We start from the raw sequence: 25,093 nt of genomic DNA, 5'->3' as shown, positions 1-25,093 counted from the left end.
CGTGCAAGAACCTTCGACACCGGAGTGCCATCTTTCCATGAGCAACCCACGCGAATTCGATTCCCAGACGGTGGCGCTTCTAGGCCGGAATCGCTTGATCAGCGAACTGCTCAGGGCGGGCCTGGAGGTCGGGATGCCCGTACGGGATCGCTGCGTTGACCTGATCGCCTACGTCGATCTGGCATCAAGGGTCAGCTCCTTCATCGCCAAGCCCATCCAGATGAAGGCGGCGACGGGCTCCTCCTTCAGCGTGGATCGCAAGAACGAACGGATCTCCGACCTCGTCCTGGCGCACGTCTGGCATCTGGGCTCGGCCGAGGACGCCGTGACCTATGGCCTGCTGTACCCGGACGCGGTCGCAATAGCGAAGGAGATGGGATGGACGGCGACGCCGCATTGGGCCCGCCAGCGGTCATACACGACGACACGTCCATCCCGGCGACTTCAGTCCTTGCTGGAACCGCATCGCATGACATCCCAGAAATGGCGCGACCTGATCGTTGGCCCATCCAATGCCCCGGCGACGCCGGCCGGTGTTCCCGGAGATCCGAATGGAACTTGAACATGTGCTGACGCAACAACTGATGCGCGACGTCGATCGAGGTCTGCCGGATATCCGATGGGACTTTAAGGTTGCCGGGACCCAAGCGCAGCGCCAGTCCCGGGTCAGATGGTTCGGCGTGGTGGTTGAGTGCATGAAGCAGCGCCACGAGGGCCTGCACCTCGAGCGCCTGCGCGCTGTCACCGTCGTACGGGATGACAACATCAATGCCGCAATTGCCGCTCTGGAGGCAGCGGTCGGTCACGAACTGCCGGCGGCGCGAAACGGTGCCGACGGCATACCGATCTTCCTGGTGGACCTTGGCACAGTCGATGTCTTCTTTGCGCGGGACGATCCTGTCTTTCCGGACTCCCTCGGCAACAACGAACCGACTACACACTCCATGTGGCTGATCGCGTCGACGCTGGCCCAGGTCGATTTCTACGCGCACATGAAGATGAAGTTTGCCGCGGATGACTGGCTGGCCCGTCTGCCTCCTTTTTCCCTGCAGCACTTCACTCTGGCGCGCGATGTACTTGGGAGCTACTGGAGTGGTGTGCTGGGGTACATCGGACCGATGGCGACCACGAGGCCCTTCGAGGCCCTGATCGACTCGCTTGGGCAGGATCTCGATGTGCTCGACGCTGCGCCGCTTGCTCACGCGCGGGAACCCGACATCGCGTTGCTCGCAGCGAGAATGCACGAAGCCACCCTGTTTCTCTTCAAGGGCATCGCCGTGGCGGCAGGTTACCTGGATGCGGCCGGCAAATCCCCTCTCGAGGCCGTGCCTGTTCTTTGGCAGCGGGTCGTGCAACTCGGCATGGTCGAGCAATGGAGAAACATCAGTGATGCTTGCCGGAAGCTGCGCGCCGATCGCGAGACCTGGGCGAGTGGGCGCGAGCTCATGAGCATTGCGGATTTGGCGTTGGTCTTTCTGAAAAGTCGTGGCCTAGTATTCGAAATGATTGATGGAACTGCAAATCCCTTCTTCGTGCCACCGCGCGGAGTCACCTCGCATTGAGCTGCGTTCGAGCAAGTCGACGAAACGTGCCCCTGTACGATCGCCACGGTCTACGTGGGCGGTTGCTGGCGCCGGTCCTACGAGATCGACACAGGCCTGCCGACCACCACCATGTCGACAGGCTGCAATGACGAGGCCGCGGCGATTGACGCCGCGACCAGAGATGCGAAGCCACGCATCGACGCCATAGAAAGGTGACACGGGGCCAGACGCCAAACCGGGCAAAGGCAGTGCACCCCGGAACGCACAGAGACCCCGCGGGTCGTAGCTGAACACGCCCGGCCCTAGGATCCGGCCATTCCGATCACGCGCCTTGCGCTGCAAGGCGCGATACCCATCGGCAAATTCAACTCACTGGCGCTGTACGCGATCCGCAAGACAGCGCTTACCTGGGACGTCATGCTGGTGCGCCAGGGCACGGCGTGACGCGGCAGGCAGAGTCCGCAGGACGGCGCGTAATCTGGAGTGCAAAGACCTACCTAGGTCCCGGCCGCATCCTGACCAAAGCCTTCAGCGAAGCCCGCTGGGGCGAAGCCGCACGGACGATGGCCATCGCCGAGCGGGCCCGGCAACTGATGCAGATGGCCGGCCTCCCCCTCACCCACCCGGCCGAGCCCTCGCTGCGCGAGGCCCCCGCCGCGACGCACGAACTGCCGTTGCCCTTCGACGCTGCCACCTGGCTGCGCAGCAACAACGTGAGCGGCATTGCGGGCGTGCAGCGCCGCGTCAATGCGACAACGCTGGCCGCGACTTGGCTGGCACAGACCCGGATCTTCGCCACGCTCACGCTGCGACGGTCATTTTCCGTTCAGCGCTACGGCGAGGCCGAGTCCAGAGCGCTTGCCATCGCAGAACGGGCGGTCCACCTGCCGCTCAAATGTGACGCTGCGGCTGCACTGGTCAAATGAACGTACCCCATGTGCAGTGGGCGGTGTCGGCGACACGCACACAGCGCCCGCGAAGCAGCGGTAGCTCACTGAAGGACGAAAGCCTTCAGTGCTCGGCCGAAGGCCGCTGGGCGGTCTGGCCAGGTGACCACACGGGCACGCCCCAAGTGCCGCTTCTGCGGCGTATCAGACAGGCATTGCCCGCAGCGATGGCGGACTGTCTGCTCGGCAGCGGTCCAATCGCGAAGTCCGCGACGAATGGCTTTTCGCCAGCTTGATATTGATTGACCAGGGTCCAGAAGCAATGGCCCGGTATCGCTTCGTCGATGATCAGTTCGAGGGTGTCCTGCATAGGCTTTCAGAAAAATTAGACATGGCTTCATTGAACCGCCAGCAGTGCACAGCGGGAAGTAAATAGATCACGATGCCCGGACGCAGTTCCCTCAGACACGCCGATTGCGGCGTCGGCTTTCACGGCACATGAGGCCATTTACCCGGATGCGCGAAACCTGTCACCGCACGGCGCGCAAAGCGCGCCGTGCGCGTCTTTCATTCCGCCTGTTCGGCGACGTTGTCGTCTTCGTCAAATGCGGCCATAGCTCGCGTCAGGATGGATTCGTACGCCTCGCCCGCATGCCGGGCCGCCGTGAAAATCGCATTGCGATCGCCACGCAGCACTTTGAGCCACGAGTCCAGGTAGGCCGCATGGCCTTCGACTGTCGCCTCGACCAGACCGCAATGTCCCATCAGAAAGGCCGACCCAAGTTCCGCGACCAGTTCCTCGAAGGCATAAGCATCGTCACCGAAGCGCCGGCCGTACTCACGGTTCAGGCGTGAAGCATGTCCGGTCCAGTGCACCAGCTCGTGCAAGGCCGTGGCGCAGTGCGCCTCCGCACTCGTGAAGCGCCGCGGCCAGGGCAACCGGATCTCGTCCAGCGTAGGCAGGTACATCGCCCGCTCGAAGCCGTAGCGGATCGTCGCATCGCAGCCACCAAGCAGCCGCATTGCACCTTCAACCGGCCCGTTAGGTGCCACCGTCGGATTCACGCAAAGGTCGACGACCTCGGCGGGCAAGCCATCGATCTGCGCCACATTGAACAGCCAGAACGGCATGCAGATCAGAACGCTGGAGCGGGCTTCTTCATCAGCATTGGCGTCCTCACTGCCGGCACGAGACGTCGCATCGTTGTCGCGGCCTTCGCTCTTTCTCGCCTTGCGCTCGAAGTGCGCACACAGCACCGCACGCTCGCCCTTCCTCACCTGCGCGCCGAGTCCCTCGGCCTGCTTGTAAGTCAGCCAGACATTCGATGCATAGCCTTGCTCGATCGCCGCATCCCACAGCAGCAGCACGTTGGCCCCGTGGTACGGCGCACCCGTCCTGCCGTTGCGCGGCATACCGCGCGAAGCAGCTCGCGTCCAGCGTTCCTGGAACACGTTGCCTCCCTTTTCCAGCATCGCAATGATCCGGTCCGTGATGACCTGCCGGACATCCATCCGGCCGCCGGGTCGACTGGAAGTCCTTCGGTCTCTGAAGCCATCTGCTTTTGGTGAGTCCTCGGGGGGCGCGGGGGGAAAGCCCGCGGCTGTTGGGGACTTCGCATTGCGCTGACGGGAGGATTGCGTTGCTTGCATGGCTGTGCCTTTCTGCGGGGCGTGCCGCGGGGGTTGAACATCTGCTTTCGGAGCCGCCTCAGCGCATACCAAGCGAGCACAAGGGCCGATGTCCAGGGACCGCCCGCAAGCCGCAGCTGAGCGCAGCGAGGACCGGGTGAGGACGGGGGCGCAGCCCACAGCCCTGGACATCGGACCGGGCGAGCTATGCGTCGGACCAGAGGTGGCTTTGAAAGCAGGGCCCCGGGGCACAAGCCCGCAGACAGGCGCAGGCACCCCGCCCGTCAGCGCCGCGGCTGCAGGATGCGTTCATGCCCTCCTCCGCCAGGCGGAGGCAAATGCAACTTCAACATCAAGAGACTGCCGTGCGCGAAGCGCGCGGCCTGATCCAATGCCCGCCGTGCAGCGCACGGCCATGCTCGCATCAAGGCCCACGCAGCCGGGCCAGCTTTATGCAAAGCAGCGGCCGTCGCCGGCCGCTACGAGGCCGTGCGTGGCACGACCCCGCGGGGGTTCACATCAACCCGCGCTCCGCCATCCACAGTGTTCGTCCACCCGCGACGATCACGTGGTCCAGGACCCGCACGTCGACCATCGACAAGGCGGACCGGAGCGTCTGTGTCAACGATTCGTCCGCACGCGAAGGATCGACGCTGCCACTGGGATGGTTGTGGCTCAGGATGACGGCAGCCGCGTCATGATGCAGTGCCTGCTTCACCACCTCGCGCGGATAGACACTGGTCTGCGTCAGCGTGCCCCGGAACATTTCCTCGACAGCGATCAAGGTATTGTGGGCGTCGAGAAACAGCACCACGAAGCTCTCGTGCGGCTGACCTGCAAAGTGAAGTTTGAGGAAGTCGGACACTGACGTCGGCGAATCGAACACCGACCGGCTCGTCATCTCCTCGACGAGCAGTTCCTGCGCGAGTACCAGCCCGGTCACCAGCCGGTGGCAGCTCGGCAACATCGACTGCCGTGCGAAGTAGGTCAGCTTCTGCAGCGATCGGCCATGGGCCTCGTAAAGGGCGTCGGCCTCGGCGCCGAAGAAGGGGCGCAGTGCGTCGACGATGCGTTGCTGCCGGACGGTCAGCTCGGAAGATGCGGTCATGATGAACTCCTGTGGGACGACACAGGCGGGATTGCCTGCGTGGCCCCAGCCACCGCGCCGCAGCGCAGTGCTCAAGGCCGCCGCAGGCGCGCGGCACGCGCCGAGCACGCGAAGCGCGCGCAGGGCCTTGAACGCGAGAACGGTGCGGTAGCGTCAGGCCTCACAGGCAAGCCCTCCCCCACCCTCCGCAGACACCACGGATGACTTAATTCTTTCTGCACCCGAGTCTGCGTGAGGGATACGCAAGGCGGCCACAGGCCGTCCCGCAAGGGATGAGCGCCACCGCGCGAACCTGGAGCAGCCCGGCCGGCACCGCCGGAGACGCCCGGCATATCGCCTGGCCACGCGGGCGGCAAGGCACTCAAACCTCGTTCCTGAGGCGCAATGCCCCGAGCACTTTCGCCACTTCGCAGTGGGTTACTCCCGTTCATTGCGGGGCGCCTTCACCCCTATAGTCCCCGTACACAAAACCAATAAAGCAATGGCAACACTTTCTCTCGTCGACATCGAGGCGCAGATCAAGGAGCAGGAAATCCAGATCGCGCGACTCAAAGCCGCTGCTGCGAAGCAGCGCGCCGAAGAAATCGGAGCAGTCGTGCAGGACGTTCGCGCCACGATCGCCGAGTACGGCATCTCTGCGAAGGAGCTTGGCTTGACGGGCAAGATCACGACGCGGCGTGCTGCCGCGGTTGCGACCGGCCCACGCTACCGCGGGCCGGCCGGAGAGATCTGGGTCAGCGGCACGCGCGGACGCAAGCCGCGCTGGCTGAGCCAGGGGCTTGCCGCAGGCAAGACCCTCTTGGACTTCGCAGCCTGATCGGCAAGCGGTGGGCCTGCGCATCAACTATGTCCTGATCGACTACGAGAGCGTTCAGCCGGAGGCGCTGGCCGTCCTGCATAAGGACCACTTCCGGCTGATTGTGTTCGTTGGCGCAACCCAGGCGAAGGTGGCCTTCGAGACCGCCGCGGCATTGCAGCGCATGGGCGAACGTGCGTCTTACATCAAGGTCTCGGGGAGCGGGCCGAACGCGCTGGATTTTCATATCGCGTTCTATATCGGACAGTTGTCGCTGCAGGACGCGAGCGCGTACTTCCACATCATCTCCAGGGACACCGGTTTCGATCCCCTCATTCGACATATGAAAGACAGGAAGATTCTGGCCGCACGCTGGCGCGACGTGAGCGAGATTCCACTGCTGAAGGTGCTGAACGCGAAGCTGCCGGGCGAGAAGATCGCCGTGATCGTTGCGCACCTGGAACTGCGAGGAGCAGCCCGTCCACGCAAGACGAAGACCCTGACAAATACCATCAACTCGTTGTTCCAATCTGTCCTGTCTGAATCGGAACTCGTCGGGTTGGTCAACGAACTGCAGGCGCAAGCACTGATCTCGATCAGCGACAACAACGCCAGCTACAGCCTCCCTGGCTAGGACGCACCGAAACCGTTCAATGCAGCCGCTCCGCTGAGGTGATCACTCCTTCTTTTGGTGACGCCCAGGTGGTCGAGAGGCATGCAGCAGCATGCTTGATCAATGGTCCCACGAACCGCCGCCTTCGCTGGCGTTAGCCTTTTCCAGTGAATGAGGATGCATTGCACCTCCAGCAGATTTCAGGCAGTACAACGCTGGACGAGCGGCCGCATGCCAGGCGTCCACGCCTGCTCGCATCACTGCGCCAGGAGCGCGTGATCGGGGATCAAACCTTTAAGCCTGAGGTCAAAAAAAGAGTGAGGCGCGCTGTCATTGAGGCTAAGCAGAAAAACCGTCTATCGATGCTCGGATTCGTTCTTTGGCAAGGGCGCCACCTCGCGCATAGATTGAAAGGCTTCGTCCACAGAGGTCATCCATGAAAAACACAAGCCGTCGATCGGCATTCCAATGGGCGGCAAGCCTGCTGCTGTCCGCATGCATGATGCTCGGCGCAACTGCTGCCATGGCGCAGCAGACCATCAAGATCGGCTATCAGAAGACTTCTACACTTGTCATCCTGGCGCGGCGCAACGGTGACCTCGAGAAGGACCTGAACAAGCTCGGCTTCCAGGTGAGCTGGAGTGAACTCTCCAACGGCCTGCTCTCCACCCTGAACTCCGGCAGCGTCGACATCCATGCCGACATCGCAGATGCCTTTGCGCTGTACGCGCAGGCCGCCGATGCGCCATTGACGTACTACGCCAAAGAGAATGCGGCGCCCGTAGCACAAGGCATTGTCGTGCCCGAGTCGTCCTCGATCCGCACGATCGCCGACCTGAAGGGCAAGGTCCGTGCCATTGCCGACGGCAGCAAAGGTCTGGCACCCTACTACCGCTCCTACATGGCGCCCACCCGCTTCGCCGACCAGCATCCCGAAGTCCTGAAGCTGGTTTTCGACACGCTGCGCAAGACGGGCCAGTGGGTCAAGGCCAATCCCAAGGCAGCCGCGGAGATCCTGAGCCCGATTTGGGGTGGCATCGATGCGGCGACAGTCGAGCTCGCCAACAGCCGTCGCAGTTACGACATCCTGCCCGTGCGCCGCAGCGAGTTGCAAGAACAGCAACGCATCGCGGACACCTTCTATGAAGCCAAGCTGATTCCGAAGCGCACCAAGGCGCAGGACATCAGAGTCTGGGAAGCGCCGGCCGCTGCGCAATTAGCAAGGAACGCCCCGCGCCCACAAGCTCGAAAAAAGAAATCCGCATCAATGCGTTTGCGATGCAGACGCCGGTGCATCAGTCCCCCGGACTCTGGCGCCATCCGCAGTACCAGTCACTGCGTTTCACCGACCTCGACTATTGGGTGGACCTCGCACGCACGCTGGAGTGCGGCCTCGTGGATGCGCTGTTCATCGCCGACAGCCTCGACATCAACGATGTGTTCGGCGGCACAGCCGATGCGGCGATCCGTCTTGGCGCCCAGGTGCCCAAGCTCGATCCCATGCTGTCCGTCTCAGCCATGGCCCATGCCACACGCCATCTCGGCTTCGGCATCACCAGCAACGCAAACCATGAACCGCCTTACGTCTTTGCAAGGCGCATGTCGACGCTGGACCACCTGACCAAGGGGCGCATCGGCTGGAACATCGTGACGGGCCACGGCCACAGCGGGGTGCGGGTGCTCGGCCTGCCCAAGGTCACCGAGCACGACACGCGCTACGACATCGCCGACGAGTACATGGACGTCGTCTACCAGCTGTGGGAAGGATCCTGGGAGGACGACGCCGTGGTCCGTGACCGCTCAACGGGCGTCTTTGCCGATCCCGCAAAGATTCATGCGGTGCGGCACCAGGGCCGCTATTTCAACGTGGAGGGCATCCATCTGGTCGAGCCGTCGCCCCAGCGCACGCCCCTGCTGTTCCAGGCCGGCTCGTCGGCCCGCGGCAAGCGCTTTGCCGGGCGCCACGCAGAGTGCGTCTTCCTGAGCGGACCCAGCCCGCAGGTGATCGAACCGACGGTGCGGAGCACGCGCGAGGCTGCGGTACAGGCGGGTCGACACACAGACGACATCCAATTCTTCGCCATGGCCATCATCGTCACCGCCGCCACTGGCAAGGAGGCGCAGGACAAGTTCGAGGAGTACCGGTACTACGCAAGCACCGAAGCCGCCCGGGTGCTCTTCTCGGGCTGGACCGGCATCGATTTCTCGGGCCTCGATCCGGACGAACCGATCCGTGACATGAAGGTCGACCAGGGCATCCGGTCTGCACTGGAGAACTTCACCACATCTGATCCGGCAAGGATCTGGACAGTCCGCGAGCTGGCCTCGCACAACACAATTGGCGGCCGGGGTCCGGTCTTCGTCGGCGACCCTGCCCATGTGGCAGACCAGCTCGAGCACTGGATGGATGCGACCGACATCGACGGCTTCAACCTGAGCTACGCAGTCACGCCCGGGGGCTTCGAGGATTTCGCGGACCTCATCGTCCCGGAATTGCAGCACCGCCGTCGCTACAAGACGGGCTACCGTGACGGCACGCTGCGCGAGAAGCTGGGCGTGGCGGGCGGTGCCCGTCTGCCGCCCCAGCACCCGGCGGGTCGCTATCGCCGCGAGCGCTGATTCCTCTCGCATGACACAGGCCAAAACGACTGGATACTGGACCGGCCGGGTATCGGCCATTCAAACTTAGGGGGCCGCGGAAAGTCATCGCGCACTGACAGCCGTTGGAGACACACTGGCTACGTGAGCCCTTCGGACCTGAAGCAGGCTTCGCCCAACCTTGAAGCCCGGAGCAAAGGGTCTCTCTCCATGGAGGCGTGGCCTCGGCGGACTACGCGCGCGGCGTGGTGGACGAGGACCTGACGGATCCCGGTTCTTTCCGGCACAAGGCGGCGCTGTACCGCCAGGGACTGACCCCGCCCTTCAACCAGTCGGCGGCGTCGGCCTCAGGCGCCAGCCGGAAGTGCCGGTTTCCTGATGGAATGCACAGGACAATGAAGGGCATGGCAACAACCAGCAGCTTCCCCGAAACGGTCGACGCCGCTGTAAGGCTACTGCGAGCGTTGGTACCCGAGCAAGAACAGATCCGGATCGCATCGCTGACCCGGCCTGAACTCAACGATCTGCACTTCGGCCTGGGCATGTGGATCCGCAACAACCTGGGACTCTGGAAAGACAACCATGCACTGGTACAAGCCTGCGGCGCGCACGACCCGGACGATGCCTCGGCCGTGCTGATCGAAGCGTTCTGGCAGCACTTGCAGGACCTGGCGCCCAGGCTGCATTGAAGAGATAGGCCCAATCCGACGTCTACGTCAGCGTGGCCAACGACACCGGACCGATCGGGATCAATTGCTGGAAGTCGTGCGTGCGTACCTGCATGACACCTGCAACTTCGCAGGACCGATGGGCTGCGTCCACGTCGAGCGCCGCAGCACGACGGCCTGGCCATCGAGCAACGCTTCATTGGAAGATCGCATCAGCACCTTTTCAGCCTGGCGCAGGAAAGGAGAAGGGCCTTGAAGCTCGAACGTCAGGGAAGTTTCATCGACTGCGACGACATCGATGCCAGCGCAATCCTGGAATTTGCTGATCGCCGGGACTTCAAGAAAAGGAAGCGGCTGGATGGTGGGTATGGATGTCATTGTTTGAGACGTCATTGTCCTGTCTTGAAGCGCTTTGCGGGGACTGCCCCCGGGCTTGACCTTCACCCAGTTGGGTGAACGCACATCCGGCTCATAGGGGCTGTCCATGCGCTTGGCCACCAACCCTTCGAGCTGTAGCGGCAACACGGCGCCCTTGTCAGGCAGCTCACCGTCGATCCGCAATGCCCGACGCACGGGATGCCCGCCGGTACCGGCTTGAGAAGGCGCTGTAGATATCCTGCGATCAAGGTAGGGCGACTGCCCCTGGTCGATCCGGTTGGCCACCAGCAGGTCGAACACGCGAAGGCCACTGGGTCCAACCCCCGTAAAAGCTCCGCCAACCCTGACACAACGCTTGAGATCACATCCGCGCGCTCTACGATCTCTCAGGGCGATAGGCTACCGAGCGCAATCCGGGCCCGTTAGTCCCTGTAGCGCTCCAGCCAGTGCGCATACGGTGCGGGCAGGACCCACGAAGGCCGCTCGATCCTGAGCGCGCGCGCCGCTTCGTACGGCCAGTGCGGATTGCCCAGATGGCCGCGGCCGACCATCACCAGATCCAGTTCCCCATTGCGCACCGAGCGGTCCGCAAGCTCGGGCGTACCGATGCCCCATGCCGACGACACCGGGATGCCCGCTTCGCGACCCACCCGCTGCGCGATGGGCGCCAGGAAAGCCGGCGCCCAAGGGATGCTGGCCGTCGGCGTCGAGAAGCCGATGCTCACGCTCAGCATATCCAGGCCCTCCCGCTTGAAGCCCCGCACCAGCTCGATCGATTCCGACAGGGTTTCTTCGTCCTGCCCGTCGTACTCGATCACACCGAATCGGGCCGTCAGCGGAAGGTGTTCCGGCCAGACCTTGCGCACGGCGGCCAGCGTCTCCAGGAGGAATCGGCTGCGGTTCTCCAGGCTGCCGCCGTACTCGTCGGTGCGCTGGTTGGAGTGCTTCGAGAAGAAGCTCTGTGCCAGATAGCCATGTGCAAAATGAAGTTCCAGCCACTCGAAGCCAGCAGCCAGCGCGCGCTGCGCCGCAGCGACGAACTCGGCACGCACCCGAGCGATGTCTTCGAGGGTCATGGCCTGCGGCGTCAGCGGCAAGTTGGCACCGAAGGCAATCGCAGACGGCCCGATGGGGGTCCATGCGCGCGGGTCTTCGACTGCCATGTGGTCGTCACCTTCCCAGGGCCGGTTGGCGCTGGCCTTGCGCCCCGCGTGGGCGATCTGGATGCCGGGGACACTGCCAGCGGCCTTGATGGCGGCCGCGACGGGGGCCAGCGCAGCGGCCTGCTCGTCGTTCCAGAGACCCAGGCACCCGGGAGTGATGCGGCCTTCCGGTGCCACGGCCGTGGCTTCGACGATCGTCAGGCCCGCGCCGCCGCGGGCCATGCCCGCCAGGTGCACGCGGTGCCAGTCGTCGACCAGGCCCTCATCTGCGGAGTACTGGCACATCGGCGGAATCGCGATGCGGTTGCGCAATGTCACGCTCTTTAGCTGGTACGGGTCAAAAAGTGTTGGCACGGTGAATCTCTAAGATTAAGTTCGTATGTTCGACGTCTATCGAACATCGAGTATGCCGCGTGCACGCTAGAATCGGATACATGCGTACGTATAGCCATCCGCCGGCGGAGGACTTGGTCCTTGAACGGGTGTTTCAGGCGCTCAGCGATCCGGTGCGCCTGGACGTCGTGCGCCGCCTTGCCAGCGTGAAGGCTGCCAGCTGCGGCGAACTGGACAACGGACGCCCGAAGTCCAGCATGTCGCACCACTATCGCATCCTGCGCGAGTCGGGACTGATGCGCACCGATGTAACGGGCACGGCACACAGCAACTCGCTGCGGCGGGCAGATCTGAAGCGCCGTTTTCCGGGACTGCTGAAGGCGGTGCTCAAACAGATGGGTTGAACAGGTGCGGCAGCAGCCGCACCTGCAGGTTATGCCGGTTGCTTTTTGCAGGGCCGGGATGCAGGGTCAAGGAACCGCATGCGCGTGCAAAAGAGAGCTTTGTCCTGGCGATCAGGCGACGACAGTCACCGCGTCCTCCGCCACCGCTCCCTTTGTCACCGCTCCCTTTGTCACCGCTTCGCTCAGCCAGCTGGTCGCAACGCCATTGGCGGCGACCACACAGAGCACGGAGAACGCACGGTCTGCGATCCGGATGTGGCCTTCCGCCAGATGCTCCGCAACGTACGCCATCAGTTGCGAGACCGGCATGCGGCCACCGACCTTGCGATTAACTTGTACCAGCACTTCCTCGATGCCCCGATCCACAAAGGGCTGCGCGACACTTGCATAGGCCTGTTCAGCCAGCAGACGACCTTGCACATTTGCAATATTCGTCCATGCCTGCTGTGCCGGAACAAAGGTCGGGAAGCGGGCCCGCATGAGTTCGTGGACGCGTCGTTTGTTCATAGGTTCAAAGCATGTGGGTCAGGCGCTCAGCCTACATCCCTGAAGGGAACGGTGGCCAGGTCTAACGCCAGGAACTGCACACGGGCACCACGCCATCACTTGCGATCCTGTCGTTTGCGATCGTTCTTGCGCCAGTAGGGGAACTCGTCTTCGTGGGCCTCGATGTCCAGTTCCGAGACGCGTGCCTGCAGCCTCTCTTGCACATCGGAGACGGCCCGGTTGTAGATGAGCGGGCCAACTTCTTCCAGAAAGAATTTCAGCAGCGCACCTGCAGCCATCTTACCGATGGGCTCTTCCATGTTCTCCCGGAAGTAGCGCTCCACGAAGGCGATCGCCTCCTGGCGTGCATCCTTGTCCAGCTCGATGGTCATGGCAATTTCTCTTTTACGCGGCGCCGCGGCGCAAGTCATCAGGACACCGGCGGTTCGACAGACAGCGACCACAACTTGGCATCGTGGCGTCGGAGACGCCTTCACGAAATATGCTGCATCTGACGTGGCACTCATTCCATACCGGATGGATGAACAGTATTCGGGCGTCCGCCCTGCTGGCGGCCTTGACGCCGGAAACCGTGCTCGTGCCCTTCGTGCAGGGCAAGCTGGCGGCGGGCTTCCCGTCGCCGGCTGACGACTTCCTGGTCAAGCGCCATGATCTCAATGAACTGTTGATCAAGCGTCCGCAGGCCACCTTCTTCTGGCAGGTCAGTGGCCAGTCGATGCGTGAAGCGGGTATCGACAACGGCGACATCCTGGTGGTCGACCGGGCGCTGAAACCACGCCACGGCTGCATCGTGGTGGCGCAGGTCGACGGCGACTTCACGGTGAAGACGCTGCACAAGCGCGCCGACCGCGTGAAGCTGGTGCCGGCCAACCCGACCTTTCCGGAGATCACGTTTCGCGAAGGCCAGCAACTCATCATCTGCGGCGTTGTCACCGCTGCGATCAAGCGCTTCGCGCCATGAGCCAACAGCACGTTGGCGCAACGTATCCCGGCTTGCCGCCCTGCCCTTCGAAGCCCGCCTGAGCATTCGCCATGTACGCCCTAGTCGACGGCAACAACTTCTATGTCTCGTGCGAGCGCGTGTTGCGCCCGAGCCTGCAGGGCCGGCCGGTCATCGTGCTGTCCAACAACGATGGCTGCGCCATCGCGAGAAGCAACGAGGCCAAGGTCCTGGGCATCGCCATGGGCGCGCCCTGGTTCCAGATCCAGCGCGAACTGCCCGACGCGGGCGTGCTGGCGCTCAGTGCCAACTTCACCCTCTACGGCGACATGAGCAGCCGCATGATGTCCATCGCAGCCGGTCTCGGCCCCGACCAGGAGATCTACAGCATCGACGAGTCCTTCATCGGTGTCGCCGGCATCCGGGACATGACGCGCCGCTCGCAGGCGATGCGCGAGCGCATCCTGCAGTGGACCGGCATCCCCTGCGGCATCGGCATCGGCATGACGAAGACGCTGGCCAAGCTGGCGAACCACGTGGCCAAGTCGGCCGGCCGCAAGCCCGGCAGCTACCCGGTGGAGTTCGCCCGGGTCGCCAACTTAGCGACCTTGCCCGCGTCGGACCAGGACGCGGTGCTGCAGGCGACGGCGCTGGGCGACATCTGGGGCATCGGCCGGCGAATCGGCGAGCAGCTGCGCGCCGACGGACTGGAGACCGCACTGGATGTTGCCCGCCAAGATCCGACCACCGTGCGCCGGCGCTGGTCCGTGGTGCTCGAGCGCACGGTGCACGAGCTGCAGGGCCAGCCCTGCGTCGGTTTCGAGACGGTGGCCGCCGCCAAGAAGGAGATCGCCTGCACGCGCAGCTTCGGTCGTCCCATCGAACAGCTGAAGGACCTGATCGAGGCCGTCACCGACTTCTGCAGCCGCGCAGCCGAAAAGCTCAGAAAGCAGGACGGCCACGCGGTGCAGCTGCTGGTGTTCATCCATACCGCGCCGTTCCGCCCGCAGGACCGGCAGTACTCGCGCTCGGTCACCGTGCCTTTGCGCCGGCCGACGGCGGAGACGGCACTCATCGCCGCTTCGGCCATCCGGGGCCTGAAGGCGATCTTCAAGCCGGACTACAAGTACGCGAAAACCGGCGTCATGCTGCTCGACCTGCAGGATGCGAGTGTCGAGCAGGGTGAGCTCGACTTCGACGATCCGGGGCGCGATCGCGGGCCGCTCATGTCCGCGTTGGACGCCATCAACCGGCAGCACGGGCGCGGGGCCATCCAGCCGGGCAGCGCGGGCATGACTGGTGCGAAGCGGCAGTGGGTCATGCGCCAGTCGTTGAAGACGCCGAACTACACGACGAGTTGGGCCGACCTGCCTGTAGCGCGAACATGAGCCTACTGGGCCGCAATCTCATGACCCCAGCGCCTCGGCACCATCAGGTCGACCTGCGGACATAAAAAACCCGCTGGCGCGGGCATTCGGGAATAGGCAGCCGGCGGATCAGCCGGCGGCCGTGTCGGCGTTGTGCAGACGGCTCTGACGGCGGCGCGACGCAGCTGCCAGCACCTCATTCTGTTCAGCCGTTGCTTTCTGGATCACACGCTTGTACACGCGCTTTTTCTCCTCCGAAGAGGCGTCGCGGACGAACCTCGACAGCGACGTCTTCTCGACGAGCGTGGCGGACAGTGGCAGTGATCGGAAAATTTCAAACATGGCAGGTCTCATTGGGAAGTCACCAGCTGGGTCACTTCCTCCCGTGAGTGGCGAAGAGGAGCAACGGCATTCAGATCGGCCACATTCGCGTGGTATTTGCCCGAGGAGCCGTCGGTGTTCTTCAAGATTACATCAATCATGATGTCTTTCGCAAACTTTGCTTTGAGCCTGTTGACCACATCACGCGACGCGAAGAACTGCTCGACGAAACGATCCGCCGGAATCCGGCGGCCCTCCTCCACTTCGCGAGCCTGCACGAAGTCCCATGCCAGCTTCGGGTCCTGGTAGACATAGATGATCTGAACGTCACGGTCCTTGTCGATGCAACGCTGGATATTGCGTTCGGCTACCGTGTAGCTTGACAGCGTGCCGTCCAGCAGGAAGCTCTGCTTTTGCCTGAAGGCGCGGTCCAGTACCGCTTCCACCAGATATGAAACGGCGCTCTGGATGAGCCAGGAGTTGGTTCCGTCGTAGCCGGGGACTGCCTTGCGAAACTCGTCCGGGTCTATACGAAGGAAGTCACCCAACTCGGAAAGGAGCGCCTTCGAGGCTTCGGTTTTCCCTGCACCAGGCGACCCTGCCATGAAAAGCGCGACGGGATGCTGCTCCCCTGGGTACCTTGTCGGCAGCGTGAAGTCAGCGGCGAAGCGCTTGCGGTTGTCCCGCGCCCAATCCGTCGCCTGCGCAGCAACGGCCGCATCGGCTGGGCTAGGGGTTTGCGATGCCATGACTCATCCTACCGGTCGGACTGAGCTTGATGGCCATCCTCGGCTTGTCAGCGGCGGCAATGCCTGCGCATCTCAGGACCCGAACAGGTCGACAACCGAAGCCTTCAAGGGATGCACCTTCTTAGAAGTGAGTGCATACACTCTTGTGAAGGCCTAAACGCTGGCAGCGCCGCGCTGGAGTGCAACGTCGAGCAGGACGCGGTCGGTGGGTTCCTCAGGCCACGTCTCCTGCGCAAGCCACCTAAAAAGGTGGTGCCAGCCACCCGGCTGGGCGGGCCGGGCCGTCACGACGCCAGGCCCGTGCGATGGGCGCCGCAATCTCCTCCCGACCCGGCAGAAGTCGTGCGCTTCGGCGTGGGCAAGCTGAAGCTGGAAACGGAAAGGCAGGACATGGTCCCGGAACTGGCCGAGATCGCATCCGCGGTGCAACCGGACGCCGAACGCAAGGGACAGGCGTTGACTGTCCTGCTGCCGCCGGGCGTTCAAGGCAAGCGCGCATGACCAACCTTCCCTTCCGAAGCCGCAAGCACCCCGATTGGCAGTCGCCTTACCACGGACGTTCATGCACACCTGACTTGGACGCACAGTTTATCGGGCTCAGACGCCGAGGACGCCCTGCTACAAGGCGAAGTCGAGCAGGACCTTGTCGGTTAGCTCTTCAGGTTTCCTGCGCAAGCCACTTGAACAAGGTCGTTCCGGCGACGCGGCGGCCGCCGAACAAAGCCACGATGTTCGACCACTTATCCTGGCCGTCAAGCTGCAATGCGGCCTGCATGCCGCCAATGCGATGGTTCGGCTGCAGCAGCCACATACAAAGCACTGCCCTCCCCTTACGGTCCACCAAACTTATGGGATGCCCGCATCGCCCAGGTGAGCCGCGATGGCCAGGATCTGCGACTCGCTCGGTTGGTCCCAATCAATCCCGATCGCACCCTCCGCGTAAAAACGGATGAACTTTTCTTTGACCAAGTCATGGCGCCAGCCGTTGCGCTCCAGCCGCTTGATGATTTGCGGATGCATGTCGTCACTTTTCATCTGCTCGAGCAGTTGCGCTGTCAGGGCCCGCTGGGTTTGCGCGCTGAGCGCAAGAATCTGCGCCTCGATCTCATCCAGGCGTTTCTTTCGCCACGCGTTGCGCCAGGCGTCCTGTCGCTCCCTCTGCACAGAGCGCGACAACGCGCTCTCAGGATCCTTGCGCTCGGCTTCCAGCACTGCCGCCTTCTGCGTGCGCTCCGAGTGCACGGGAAGAATCGTGCGGAAGTAGGCCGAGACGTCACGTACCGGGGGCAGCCGTGAGTCGCCGATGCGCTTCTTGAGGTCCGGCAGCGCCGCCGCCACAGCATCCACGCCGTACTGGTCAACCAACTGCTCCATACGATCGATCGACAAGCCCATTTCGCGCGCTTTCACCAATACGCTCAGATCGACCTTCTCCGGTCCCTGACTCAGGTCCAGCCGTTGTTGCGGTTTGCGCGCCACCAGGAACTGGATGTCGGTGATGAACCGCCCTTTGCGGTATTCCATCAACGTGATTTCGAACTCTGTGATCGCGTTGATTTCTGCGATCGCCGGCTTGATGACATCGCGCTTGAAGAACGCGTACGTGAGCTTGTCCAGGCGCTCCGGATCCGGGGGACGTCCAGTCAAAGGGTCGTGCCACCATTGCCACGGACGGCGCGAACTGCGGCCCACCCCGATATAACGGCTAGCCAATTCGTAGAGGAAGACGGCCTGATGGGTGCGCAGTTGTGAAAGCACTTCCATGCGTAACAAGGCGAACACGCTCGGGTTCATGATCTCCTCGCGCAAGCCCGACGAGAACTCCCATCCGACGATCACCTGCCCCTTGACCACTTCGATCGAGGCCCAAGCCAGCAACCCGGAGACCTCCCACTTGCGCCCCTCGCCTTCGGTGGGCGACTGCCACTGCACAATCGTCTGAACCATGGCGGTCAGGTGTCCCTTGATGATCGAGGTCTGGTTCGAGTTGAATTCAAGCAGAACCACAATCTCTGACAGCGGTGCGTAATAACGCGGCCCGTCCTCTCCGTCGCGGTGTTTGCGTTGCGAGAGCCACAGGAGCACGTTGTAGGTCTTCCGCGCCAGCACGGTGATGCGCTGGGTCTGCGAGATGGGCGCCAGCCCATTGACCGGTTTACGCAGCATCCGCTCGATCTCGTCAAGATCATCGGGTGCGCTGACAACCCAGCTGCGGGATGAAGGCTTGATGGACGGACGGGTCATGGGTAAACGGTTTGAACGGAATATACGGCTGTTCTTCCTGACATGAAAGCGTGGTTTCATCTGGCCGAAACGCGGCGTGCCCAATTCCTCTCATGTCAAAGCGGCCATTGAAAGTCCAAGTTCTCGGTCCGCAATGCGCGCGCGCTCCCAATTCAGCTCATTTGGGAACACTGCTAAGCACCGAAAGTCGACTTTCTAGGGCTGTTTGCATCAGAAGACCGGCAACTGGAGGCTGTGTCACCGTTCCCCAATAAAGCTCCAGCCTGGAACATTGAAGCACTGGGGGTCTCCCAAAAAGTCGCCGTTGCCTCCCAATGCAACATGTCTCGAATAGCTTAAGTTGTTGATTCTATTGATGAAATCATTGTCTAAAGGTATTCAATGTCTTCATAGGTTTTTCTGAACAAGACCGGGCCCACTGGCCCCGGGTCTTCTCCACATGAGCTCTTTTGGGAAACTCGACTGAAGTTTTTGCATGATTGAGCGTTAAACGGCAAAATGATGTTAACCCTCATCAAACACGAGTGAACGCTCGATCATTAAAAAATGAATGACATCTTCGACGGCGTCTTGCAGCCGATGGACTTGGAGGATATCCGTCGACAGGCTGAGGTGGCTGCCGACATGGTTGAAAAGGTGCGCCGCACAGTGCTTGCGCCTACCGCCAAGAAGCTGCCTCCGCTCTTGTATCAAAAGGACCTGTACGAACTGTGTGAGTTAGAGCGCGGCGCCTTCGTTTACCGCTTAAAGGCTTCGCCCGAATTGCCGCAAGGCACGACGCTGCCGAACCGACGCATCGAATTTACTTTGGCAGAGTCTCGACAGGTCATCAGGGAACTGCGAGCGCCATCACTCCGGCCCGTGGGTCGTGAGGCCGTGGTGATCAGCGTCGCCAACTTCAAGGGCGGTGTGGGCAAATCAACGACCGCCATGACGATGGCGCAGGGGCTTTCGTTGCTCGGGCACCAGGTGCTGCTGATTGATGCGGATCCGCAAGCGTCCCTGACCACCCTGACGGGCCTGCTGCCCGAACATGAGGTGGGCGAAGGTGACACGATCTTTCCCTTGATGGTCGGAGAAGAAACGTCGATCCGCTCGGCTATTCGTCCGACCTATTGGGATGGGATCGACTTGGTCGCTGCCTCTGCCGACCTGTTCAACGTGGAGTTTGTCTTGCCGTCACGGCAGGTCAAGGAACTCAAGCACGGCTTCCAGTTTTGGAACGTGTTGAATTTGGGCATCGATGATGTGCGCGAAGACTATGACTTCGTGATCATCGATACCTCCCCTGCGCTTTCCTATGGCACGGTCAACGCCCTGTTTGCCAGCAACGGGATCGTCGTCCCGCTGCCGCCCAACGCGTTGGATTATTCGTCTGGTGCGCAATTCTGGAGCTTGTTTTCTGATCTGAGCGATCGGCTTGGCATCGTGAAGAAATTTGACTTTGTGAACGTCCTGTTATCGCGCGTGGATCCGGACCCCGCCAGCGCCGTGGTCAAGCGCTGGATTTTTTCTACGTACGGCGACAAGGTGATGCCTGTGGAAATTCCACGCACAATCGTCACGTCAAACGCCAGCACCGCGTTTGGAACTGTCTTTGACCGTCCCGTCACGGAGCACAGCGCAAAAACGCGCGCTAGGGCGCGCGATGCCTACTTCGATTTGGCCAAGCATGTCGAGCGCCTTGGCCAAGCCATCTGGGCGCGGCAGGTTGAGCAGACGCCCCTGTCACTTACGATGCGTAGCACTTCGGAGGTGAACTGATGGCCACAACATCCAATCGCGGCTTTTTCGATCGGGCCGGTGCCATCGAGCCGCCCGAATCCAGAGTACAGCCGGAACGCCCTTCGGAGCGTAAGGCGGAGGACCGCTCTGAGCCACGCCGGGCGCGTACGTCCATGGGGTCTATGGCAGCCTACATGGAGCGGGAGTCCGAATCCGTGCGTGAACTGGATGCTTTGAGGGAGCGTTTTGACGGAGCCTCCGCCACTAAATTCATCGACCCTCGACTGGTCGCTCCATCTGAATGGGCTAATCGCCACGAAGATGCTTTTGCGACGGCGGCCTTCTCGGCTTTCCGGGAAGAAATCCAGTCGGCCGGCGGAAACATCCAACCGGTCCGGATTCGACGGATTCCGGCCGCGCGTCTCGGGGAAAAACCGGCGAACGCGGAACTTTCCCCGGGAAAGTATTCGGAATCGGTTCAGCCGCTTTACGAAATTGTATATGGTCACCGTCGGCACCGGGCTTGCCTTGAGCTAGGGCTGCCATTGCTCGCTCAGATCGACGAGGAAATGAACGAGCAGACGTTGTTCACGCTGATGGAGCGGGAAAACCGCGGCCGGCAGGATTTGTCTGCGTGGGAGCAGGGCGTGATGTACACGCGTGCACTGTCCAAGCGCCTTTTTCCGACAAGGCGCGCGCTGGCAGCATCAATCGGTTTAGCGGAAGGTACGGTCAGCAAGGCTGTGTCACTAGCAGAGTTGCCCGACGCCGTAATAGCAGCCTTTGCATCGCCGCTGGACATCCAGTTCCGCTTCGCAGCGGACCTCAACAAAGCTTTGCAGATCGATCCTGATGGTGTTCTTTCCCGTGCCAAGAGTCTGGCGCAAGTGCAGGACAAGGCACGCAGGGGAGACGCAGAACGCCAGGATGGCCAGCAGGTACTGGCGGCGCTGACCGCGCCCAAGGATGCAACGTCGCCCGACGCGCTCGAGGAGCGAAAGCTTGTTGCGAGTGGCAAAGTGATCGCAAAAATCAGGCTGGACCGCGCTGGACGCACAAAGATCACCTTGATGCTGCCATTAGTGGCCGGCCAAGAGGAAAAGTTGGATCAGGCATTGAAGGCGCTGAAGTTCATTTGAGTACTCAAAGGCGCGTTCGATACTTTGGCCCTAGGGGCCTTTTTTTCGGCCGTCTGGATGGAGAACTCGTTAGCGCCTTGAGAAAATCGCCTCACGGGCCCGTGGCAATGCGTACGTATGGCCAACTTTCCCGGGGAAAGTTCGCCATGGCGCACGACGTCAAATACCAGTGCATCAGGCGTGACCTTTGCCTATGGACTCGCTCGTTTGAATTCAAACGAAAAGCGCTAGGTCTGGCAGGCCAGGGGAAGGGCACTACCTCGTCTATACAGTCCAGATCAAAAGAAAAAAAGGCGGTTTCGCCACGAAGAGCTTGGAGACAGCGAACATGAAGGTAACGGCCTGCGCGGACCAGGTCGCCGCAGCCATCGGTCTTGTAGATGCGAGAAGGCGCGACCCATGCAAGGCACTTCTGATCTGCTTCTATCCGCCACAATCGATCCCTGGGCGCAAACGTTCGTTGTTACTTTGTCGATTTGTTACCCGCTATCCATCTAATATCCAGCCGCAACGCTCAAGCTGGAGCGTTGAGTTTGCAACTGAAAGACAATAAAATGAGCAAAATCAAATACTTAGGCAGATATCCTAGAAAGACAGCCGTTTGCAGGTCGAAAAAGTGTGTTGATGATAATATGAATTATCATCAAGCTAGATCGCCGGATTCGAATCTGAGCAGCGGCAGAGCAGGGCGCTACGTTCAGAGGTGCGCCTCGGTCGGCCTGACCCTGAGAAAAGCACCCTCCGTAAGCACCATGGCGTCCACTTTTCACTCGCGATACCTTCGACGTACATGCCATTCCGCCAGCCTGCCCAACTTGCCGACGTCAACGACGAAGAGCTCGAGCGCCTGTGCGCAAGCTGGCGCACGAAGGCACTGCGCGGCGACCGGCGGGCGTATGGCATCGCGCATGCACTGGAAGTGGAACGGCGCCGCCGCACCCGTGACAGTCAACTCCAGTCCCTGCCGCCGGAACTCACCATGTCCGCTCAGCAGCGGCCATGGTGGAAGTTCTGGCCTGCACGCAAGGACGGCTCCTCTGTATCGTCGATGTGAGCAGCCCGAAAACGCCTCCGCGCAAACTTCACAGCGGCCACTTCGCCTTCATGCGGGCGCTGGCCCAGGGCCTGGATGAGCGGGCCAGCTGGAACCGCTATCTGAGCCTGGAAGGCGAGCACGCGGATTTGCGCCAGGTGCGCCGGACCATTGCATGGATCCGAGACGAGTTCGCCGCGGCCGCCAAGCGCGAGCACAGGCCGGGCACGGCCCGGCTGATCCTGTTGGACCCGGATCGCTTTGCGACAGCGCCGGCCGTGCCGGGTCTTTCCGAGTTCGCCGAGATGCGAGGGATGACGGACTTCTCCGAAGCCGAACAGCTCGAAGCCTATGAGGACGCGTATCCAAAGGCGGGCAGGGGAGGGCAGGGCAGCGCTGCCGGAGGTGTAAAGGGTGTCGGAGGCGCCGATCACACCTCCCGACGCGGCAGAGTCGTGGAACGACAACTCGAGGCCCTCAGATGGCTGCAGGGTTTGGTGGCGCAGGATCCCAAGTCCGGGGACAGCGTGGCCTCCTGGCTCAATCCGTCCATGGCCGCGCGCCTGGAACGCGCCGGCCTGCCTACCGTGTCTGCCTTGGTCGAGCGCATCAACGGCAAGGGTGGAAGGTGGTGGGTGGAAATTCCAGGGATGGGAACGCTCAAGGCGTCGCGCATCCTGGACTGGCTCCGGGCGAACGAAGAGCTGCTGGGACTGCACGTCGGCTTGCATGCGGACAAGCCGAGAGCGCAACTGACCCGGGAGGACCTGGCTGCGATCGTCCCTGCGGCCACTTCCATCCGCCCGTACGAGAAGTTCGTGCTGCCGGCCGGACTCGATGGCAGGGCAGGGCGCTATCGCGCTCCGCAAGGCAAGTGCCTCCTGATGGCGGCGAACGACCATGAGGCGGTCGGCGCATGGCTGGCGTCGAAGAAGCCGGGCAGTAGCGAGGGCGAGTTGTCGTCGACGCAGCGGGCTTACCGCAAGGAAGCGGAGCGACTCTTGCTCTGGGCCGTCCTTGAAAGAAAGATTGCTCTGTCATCGCTGGCGGTTGAGGATGCGATGGCCTACCGGTCTTTTTTGGCCGACCCGCCCGCGACTTGGTGTGGCCCTCGCTATCAGCAACGCTGGTCGCCGCTGTGGCGTCCGCTTGAAGGTCCGCTCAGCGCGATGGCCTTGCGACAGTCGCTGATCATCCTCAAAAGCCTGTTCGCGTTCCTATTGAGCCAAAGCTATGTCACGGGCAACCCGTTCGCTGCGGTCGCCCTGCCTTCGACCCCGCAGCGACCGCTGGGCTCGACCCGGGCCTTCACCTATGCACAGTGGGACCACGTCGATAGTCTGCTGCAAACACACGCGGATGGTGAAGTCCAAAGACGTCTGCGGCGTGGCATGCGATGGCTCTATGCGACCGGTCTGCGGCTGGCCGAGATCACGACTGCGAAGTGCGAGGATCTGGAGCGCGTCGAATACAGAGCGGACGATGGGTCGAGTGCAACCGACTGGATGCTGTCGGTGATCGGCAAAGGTGGACGCAGCCGGGAGGTGCCGGTGCCAGCCGAGTTGGTTGATGAACTGGGCGACGAGCTGGCGCGCCATGGCTTCGAGCGGCAGGTCGGGGCCGTTAACAATCTTGGCATCCACATCCTGGCGCGCTTCGACGCCAGACTGATACGCCCGGCCCCCTGGTCGGCGTCGGGGCTCTACCAGGCGATCAAGGCATTCTTGGCGAACGCAGCAATGGGCCTCGATGAAGCAGACGCTGCGCAACTGAAAAAGGCCAGTGTTGACTGGCTTAGACACACGCATGCCTCGCAGGCGCTGCAGGGGAGAGAAGGGCAGATGGGGATGCCCATCCAGGTGGTGCAGAACAATCTGGGGCATGCGTCTCTTGGGACGACTTCGATGTATCTGACCACCGAAAGAGAAGAACGGATGAAGGCTATGCGGAGATTTTGGAAAGCCAACATTCGCATCCATGGCGCATAACCGACGCCATCCGAACCGCAAGTCACGACAGATTTCTTGGAGAGCGGGCTTGGCTCTGTGCGTCCTGTTGGCGCAAGGATGCGCAGGTCCGGCCGCGAAGGATGAGGCCACTTTCCCGGATTTCAGCGGCATCTACCCGGCTCATGCGAGGTCCGAGGCCGCATTCTTGGCCCGATACCTGCTCGGAGACGAGCGAGACGACACAGGCGATGTGACGCTTCGATCGGACCTGCACGGCCTGACGGTGCTCCAACAAAATCATCAATCAAAGCTTTGTCCCATCACCGACTACAGCTGTGTAAGCCCTGGCGAAATGAAGCTGGTGCGCAAGGGCGAGGGGCACATCAAGCTGCTGCCGTTGATCGATCAGACAGTGACGACCACGTGTGTCTTCAAGCGCGATCTCTCTGGCGGCCTCCAGCTTGATATCTATGCACAGACCGTGGCGGCGCCCCACGGCGTCAGGCTGCGCGAATCGATGCGACTCGAAAAGAGTCCGGTCTGGCCTCGAACCAAGGCATTAACACCCACACGCCAAGATCCGTCTCAATGACCCAGCCGGCTTCCTGGTGAACGCGTGACCGGTGAGCCGGCACGCGCGCGAGCTGTCCTCGGTTTTTGATTCAGCGAAGGTCGAAGCAGCCGCCGCCGAAGTAAGGCTTGTCGCCGCCGTCGACAAACGGCACCTCGATCGACTTGCCTTCGTTGCGCCAGCCATCGACTCGCTTGTACCCTGCCGATGTCAACTCGCTCATCAGTTCGTCGTGGTGCTGAATGCGATAGGGACATACAGCGACACCGATGCTGTTGAGCGTGTGCATCGTCCGTTCCGGATGCATCGCTGTCGTGTTCAAGACGATGCGCGGTTCTGTCGCAATAAGCGCGGGCTGGTAAGGTCAGCGGATGAAGTTTGACCGTACCAAGATGACCGAAGCGCTGCGCCGGGTGGTTCAGCGGAT

28 protein-coding genes and 1 pseudogene are annotated in these 25,093 nt (G+C 62.1%); 16 read left to right on the top strand and 13 right to left on the bottom strand.

What is annotated here, in order from left to right; genetic code table 11:
* The first annotated feature begins 37 nt into the window (after positions 1 to 37).
* From RCH10_RS22220 to RCH10_RS22210, 3 genes are all read left to right on the top strand, one after another.
* Positions 38 to 562, top strand: coding sequence for a hypothetical protein (locus tag RCH10_RS22220; RefSeq protein ID WP_409054091.1), 525 nt, complete (start codon positions 38 to 40; stop codon positions 560 to 562).
* Positions 552 to 1,562, top strand: coding sequence for a hypothetical protein (locus RCH10_RS22215; protein WP_409054090.1), 1,011 nt, complete (start codon positions 552 to 554; stop codon positions 1,560 to 1,562). The genes RCH10_RS22220 and RCH10_RS22215 overlap by 11 nt, the downstream gene beginning before the upstream one ends.
* 545 nt (positions 1,563 to 2,107) lie before the next feature.
* Positions 2,108 to 2,470: a hypothetical protein gene (locus RCH10_RS22210; RefSeq protein WP_409054089.1), complete on the top strand. Its 363-nt coding sequence runs from the start codon at positions 2,108 to 2,110 to the stop codon at positions 2,468 to 2,470.
* Between the two features lie 85 nt (positions 2,471 to 2,555).
* Here the strand turns inward: RCH10_RS22210 and RCH10_RS22205 are convergent, their stop codons facing one another.
* The 3 genes and pseudogenes from RCH10_RS22205 to radC form a co-directional block, all read right to left on the bottom strand.
* Positions 2,556 to 2,801 carry a hypothetical protein gene (locus tag RCH10_RS22205; protein ID WP_409054088.1) on the bottom strand — a complete coding sequence of 82 codons (246 nt, stop codon included), beginning with the start codon at positions 2,799 to 2,801 and terminating at the stop codon, positions 2,556 to 2,558.
* Positions 2,802 to 2,998: 197 nt separating this feature from the next.
* Complete coding sequence (locus tag RCH10_RS22200; RefSeq protein WP_409054087.1) at positions 2,999 to 3,904, bottom strand: ArdC family protein; 906 nt, start codon at positions 3,902 to 3,904, stop codon at positions 2,999 to 3,001.
* Positions 3,905 to 4,574: 670 nt separating this feature from the next.
* Positions 4,575 to 5,006, bottom strand: a pseudogene (radC, locus tag RCH10_RS22195) (RadC family protein); the annotation flags it as partial.
* Between the two features lie 643 nt (positions 5,007 to 5,649).
* Between radC and RCH10_RS22190 the strand changes: the two are divergent.
* The gene (locus RCH10_RS22190) at positions 5,650 to 5,985 is read left to right on the top strand and encodes an H-NS family nucleoid-associated regulatory protein (RefSeq protein ID WP_409054086.1); all 336 of its coding nucleotides are present in this window, start codon (positions 5,650 to 5,652) and stop codon (positions 5,983 to 5,985) included.
* A 10-nt stretch (positions 5,986 to 5,995) separates the two neighbouring features.
* Entirely contained in the window at positions 5,996 to 6,598 is a 603-nt protein-coding gene (locus RCH10_RS22185; protein WP_409054085.1) for a PIN domain-containing protein, read from the top strand.
* A 409-nt stretch (positions 6,599 to 7,007) separates the two neighbouring features.
* Here the strand turns inward: RCH10_RS22185 and RCH10_RS22180 are convergent, their stop codons facing one another.
* Positions 7,008 to 7,700 carry a hypothetical protein gene (locus RCH10_RS22180; protein ID WP_409054084.1) on the bottom strand — a complete coding sequence of 231 codons (693 nt, stop codon included), beginning with the start codon at positions 7,698 to 7,700 and terminating at the stop codon, positions 7,008 to 7,010.
* 155 nt (positions 7,701 to 7,855) lie between these two features.
* Here RCH10_RS22180 and RCH10_RS22175 point away from each other — a divergent pair, with 155 nt between their 5' ends.
* Positions 7,856 to 9,196, top strand: coding sequence for an LLM class flavin-dependent oxidoreductase (locus RCH10_RS22175; protein WP_409054083.1), 1,341 nt, complete (start codon positions 7,856 to 7,858; stop codon positions 9,194 to 9,196).
* 197 nt (positions 9,197 to 9,393) lie between these two features.
* On the top strand, positions 9,394 to 9,864 hold the full coding sequence (locus RCH10_RS22170) for a DUF6794 domain-containing protein (protein ID WP_409054082.1): 471 nt from the start codon (positions 9,394 to 9,396) through the stop codon (positions 9,862 to 9,864).
* A gap of 60 nt (positions 9,865 to 9,924) precedes the next feature.
* Here the strand turns inward: RCH10_RS22170 and RCH10_RS22165 are convergent, their stop codons facing one another.
* Together RCH10_RS22165 and RCH10_RS22160 are read right to left on the bottom strand one after the other, a co-directional pair.
* Positions 9,925 to 10,521, bottom strand: a complete 597-nt coding sequence (locus RCH10_RS22165; RefSeq protein ID WP_409054081.1) for a hypothetical protein — start codon at positions 10,519 to 10,521, stop codon at positions 9,925 to 9,927.
* Positions 10,522 to 10,643: 122 nt separating this feature from the next.
* On the bottom strand, positions 10,644 to 11,738 hold the full coding sequence (locus RCH10_RS22160) for an NADH:flavin oxidoreductase/NADH oxidase (protein WP_409054080.1): 1,095 nt from the start codon (positions 11,736 to 11,738) through the stop codon (positions 10,644 to 10,646).
* Between the two features lie 80 nt (positions 11,739 to 11,818).
* On the opposite strand from RCH10_RS22160, the gene RCH10_RS22155 reads away from it, so the two are divergent.
* A complete protein-coding gene (locus RCH10_RS22155; protein ID WP_409054079.1) occupies positions 11,819 to 12,121 on the top strand; it encodes an ArsR/SmtB family transcription factor in 303 nt (100 codons plus the stop codon).
* Between the two features lie 111 nt (positions 12,122 to 12,232).
* On the opposite strand, the gene RCH10_RS22150 is transcribed toward RCH10_RS22155, so the two are convergent.
* Together RCH10_RS22150 and RCH10_RS22145 are read right to left on the bottom strand one after the other, a co-directional pair.
* On the bottom strand, positions 12,233 to 12,628 hold the full coding sequence (locus tag RCH10_RS22150; protein ID WP_409054078.1) for a hypothetical protein: 396 nt from the start codon (positions 12,626 to 12,628) through the stop codon (positions 12,233 to 12,235).
* Between the two features lie 95 nt (positions 12,629 to 12,723).
* Complete coding sequence (locus tag RCH10_RS22145) at positions 12,724 to 12,999, bottom strand: DUF2164 domain-containing protein (RefSeq protein WP_409054077.1); 276 nt, start codon at positions 12,997 to 12,999, stop codon at positions 12,724 to 12,726.
* 149 nt (positions 13,000 to 13,148) lie between these two features.
* On the opposite strand from RCH10_RS22145, the gene RCH10_RS22140 reads away from it, so the two are divergent.
* Both RCH10_RS22140 and RCH10_RS22135 read left to right on the top strand, forming a co-directional pair.
* A complete protein-coding gene (locus RCH10_RS22140) occupies positions 13,149 to 13,589 on the top strand; it encodes a LexA family protein (protein ID WP_409054076.1) in 441 nt (146 codons plus the stop codon).
* A gap of 71 nt (positions 13,590 to 13,660) precedes the next feature.
* Positions 13,661 to 14,956 carry a Y-family DNA polymerase gene (locus RCH10_RS22135; RefSeq protein WP_409054075.1) on the top strand — a complete coding sequence of 432 codons (1,296 nt, stop codon included), beginning with the start codon at positions 13,661 to 13,663 and terminating at the stop codon, positions 14,954 to 14,956.
* A 108-nt stretch (positions 14,957 to 15,064) separates the two neighbouring features.
* Here the strand turns inward: RCH10_RS22135 and RCH10_RS22130 are convergent, their stop codons facing one another.
* Complete coding sequence (locus RCH10_RS22130) at positions 15,065 to 15,277, bottom strand: hypothetical protein (RefSeq protein ID WP_409054074.1); 213 nt, start codon at positions 15,275 to 15,277, stop codon at positions 15,065 to 15,067.
* 8 nt (positions 15,278 to 15,285) lie between these two features.
* A complete protein-coding gene (locus tag RCH10_RS22125) occupies positions 15,286 to 16,005 on the bottom strand; it encodes a zeta toxin family protein (RefSeq protein WP_409054073.1) in 720 nt (239 codons plus the stop codon).
* Between the two features lie 249 nt (positions 16,006 to 16,254).
* Between RCH10_RS22125 and RCH10_RS22120 the strand changes: the two genes are divergently transcribed.
* Complete coding sequence (locus tag RCH10_RS22120) at positions 16,255 to 16,506, top strand: hypothetical protein (protein ID WP_409054072.1); 252 nt, start codon at positions 16,255 to 16,257, stop codon at positions 16,504 to 16,506.
* Positions 16,507 to 16,663: 157 nt separating this feature from the next.
* On the opposite strand, the gene RCH10_RS22115 is transcribed toward RCH10_RS22120, so the two are convergent.
* Positions 16,664 to 16,816, bottom strand: coding sequence for a hypothetical protein (locus RCH10_RS22115; protein WP_409054071.1), 153 nt, complete (start codon positions 16,814 to 16,816; stop codon positions 16,664 to 16,666).
* Positions 16,817 to 16,851: 35 nt separating this feature from the next.
* Complete coding sequence (locus tag RCH10_RS22110; RefSeq protein WP_409054070.1) at positions 16,852 to 18,249, bottom strand: RepB family plasmid replication initiator protein; 1,398 nt, start codon at positions 18,247 to 18,249, stop codon at positions 16,852 to 16,854.
* 546 nt (positions 18,250 to 18,795) lie between these two features.
* Here RCH10_RS22110 and RCH10_RS22105 point away from each other — a divergent pair.
* From RCH10_RS22105 to RCH10_RS22085, 5 genes are all read left to right on the top strand, one after another.
* On the top strand, positions 18,796 to 20,013 hold the full coding sequence (locus RCH10_RS22105; RefSeq protein ID WP_409054069.1) for a ParA family protein: 1,218 nt from the start codon (positions 18,796 to 18,798) through the stop codon (positions 20,011 to 20,013).
* Complete coding sequence (locus RCH10_RS22100; protein WP_409054068.1) at positions 20,013 to 21,113, top strand: ParB/RepB/Spo0J family partition protein; 1,101 nt, start codon at positions 20,013 to 20,015, stop codon at positions 21,111 to 21,113. The genes RCH10_RS22105 and RCH10_RS22100 overlap by 1 nt, the downstream gene beginning before the upstream one ends.
* 790 nt (positions 21,114 to 21,903) lie before the next feature.
* Positions 21,904 to 22,167 carry a hypothetical protein gene (locus RCH10_RS22095; RefSeq protein WP_409054067.1) on the top strand — a complete coding sequence of 88 codons (264 nt, stop codon included), beginning with the start codon at positions 21,904 to 21,906 and terminating at the stop codon, positions 22,165 to 22,167.
* Positions 22,113 to 24,134: a phage integrase family protein gene (locus RCH10_RS22090; protein WP_409054066.1), complete on the top strand. Its 2,022-nt coding sequence runs from the start codon at positions 22,113 to 22,115 to the stop codon at positions 24,132 to 24,134. The genes RCH10_RS22095 and RCH10_RS22090 overlap by 55 nt, the downstream gene beginning before the upstream one ends.
* A gap of 49 nt (positions 24,135 to 24,183) precedes the next feature.
* A complete protein-coding gene (locus RCH10_RS22085; protein WP_409054065.1) occupies positions 24,184 to 24,687 on the top strand; it encodes a hypothetical protein in 504 nt (167 codons plus the stop codon).
* Between the two features lie 70 nt (positions 24,688 to 24,757).
* Here RCH10_RS22085 and RCH10_RS22080 read toward each other — a convergent pair whose 3' ends face one another.
* On the bottom strand, positions 24,758 to 24,988 hold the full coding sequence (locus tag RCH10_RS22080) for a hypothetical protein (protein ID WP_409054064.1): 231 nt from the start codon (positions 24,986 to 24,988) through the stop codon (positions 24,758 to 24,760).
* Positions 24,989 to 25,093 lie beyond the last annotated feature (105 nt).

This window comes from Variovorax sp. GrIS 2.14, assembly GCF_046115955.1.
Classification (GTDB): domain Bacteria; phylum Pseudomonadota; class Gammaproteobacteria; order Burkholderiales; family Burkholderiaceae_C; genus Variovorax.
Note: the sequence above shows the minus strand (reverse complement) of the source record. Positions and strands in the feature narration are given on the sequence as shown.